The organism is Mesorhizobium sp. M1329, from assembly GCF_040318035.1.
Taxonomy (GTDB): domain Bacteria; phylum Pseudomonadota; class Alphaproteobacteria; order Rhizobiales; family Rhizobiaceae; genus Mesorhizobium.
The window spans coordinates 1-935 of sequence record NZ_JAMYLN010000091.1 but is presented as its reverse complement, the minus strand read 5'-3'; the positions used below and the strand labels follow the sequence as shown (position 1 = coordinate 935).

The 935-nt window shown below is 65.7% G+C and carries 1 protein-coding gene; it reads right to left on the bottom strand.

Annotated features, from left to right (window positions below; genetic code table 11):
* Positions 1 to 15 precede the first annotated feature (15 nt).
* A protein-coding gene (locus tag NKH21_RS32690; RefSeq protein ID WP_352870027.1) for an IS630 family transposase occupies positions 16 to 935 on the bottom strand; the annotation gives its coding sequence in 2 pieces (ribosomal slippage) (positions 16 to 623 and positions 623 to 935; 921 coding nt annotated over the 2 pieces). This gene is flagged as partial in the annotation.

Below are 935 nucleotides of genomic sequence, written 5' to 3'. Positions count from 1 at the left end.
TAGAGCACGTCCTGTTTAATCCGGTTCATATCCTGCGGCTTTGAAGTAGTTGGCGCATTCGGCTGGGGTGAAGAGGTCGACGACCGCGCCGACCGCGTCCCAGAGAGCCTTGATGGTTCTCTCGGCCTTTGCTCGCAGCAGCGCCTTGAGTTTGGCGAAGGCGTTCTCAATCGGATTGAAGTCGGGACTGTAGGGCGGCAAGTAGAGCAGGCTCGCGCCTGCGGCCTCAATCGCGTCGCGCACGCCGGCGGCCTTGTGGGCGGGCAGGTTGTCCATGACCACTACGTCGCCCTCCGACAATGTAGGGACCAGCACCTGCTCGACATAGGCCAGGAACACGTTGCCGTTCATGGCGCCGTCGTAGACGAAGGGCGCAGTCATGCCCGTCAGCCGCAGCGCTCCGGTGAAGGTCGTGGTCTTCCAGTGGCCATGCGGCACGCCGGCCCGGCAGCGCTCGCCGCGCGGCGCTCTTCCACGCAGGCGGGCCATCTTTGTGGAGAGGCCAGTCTCATCGATGAACACGAGCTTCGCCGGATCAAGATCGAGCTGGCCGTCGAACCAGTCCCGGCGCCGCTTCAGGATGTCGAGGCGACCCTGCTCCAGTGCGTGCGCGGACTTTTTTTGAATGTCCAGCCGTGACCGCGAAGCCAGGCGCTCAAGGCGCTGCGGCTGATCCGCACTGACTGCTCGGCGACGAGCCGCTCCACCATCTCGTTCAGCGTGATGTCCTTGCGCTCCTCGATCAGCCCGACGATGAAGGCTTCATGCGCATCGAGGCTGGAGGCGCGGCGGCGGCCCTGCGGGCGTGGCGCCAGTTCGCCGATCTTCGCCCGCGCAATCCAGCGGATCGCGCTGGACACTCCCACGCCGAACCGCGCCGCCGCTTGCCGCGCCGACATGCCCTCGTCCGAAGCCTTCAAGACCCGCGACCGAAG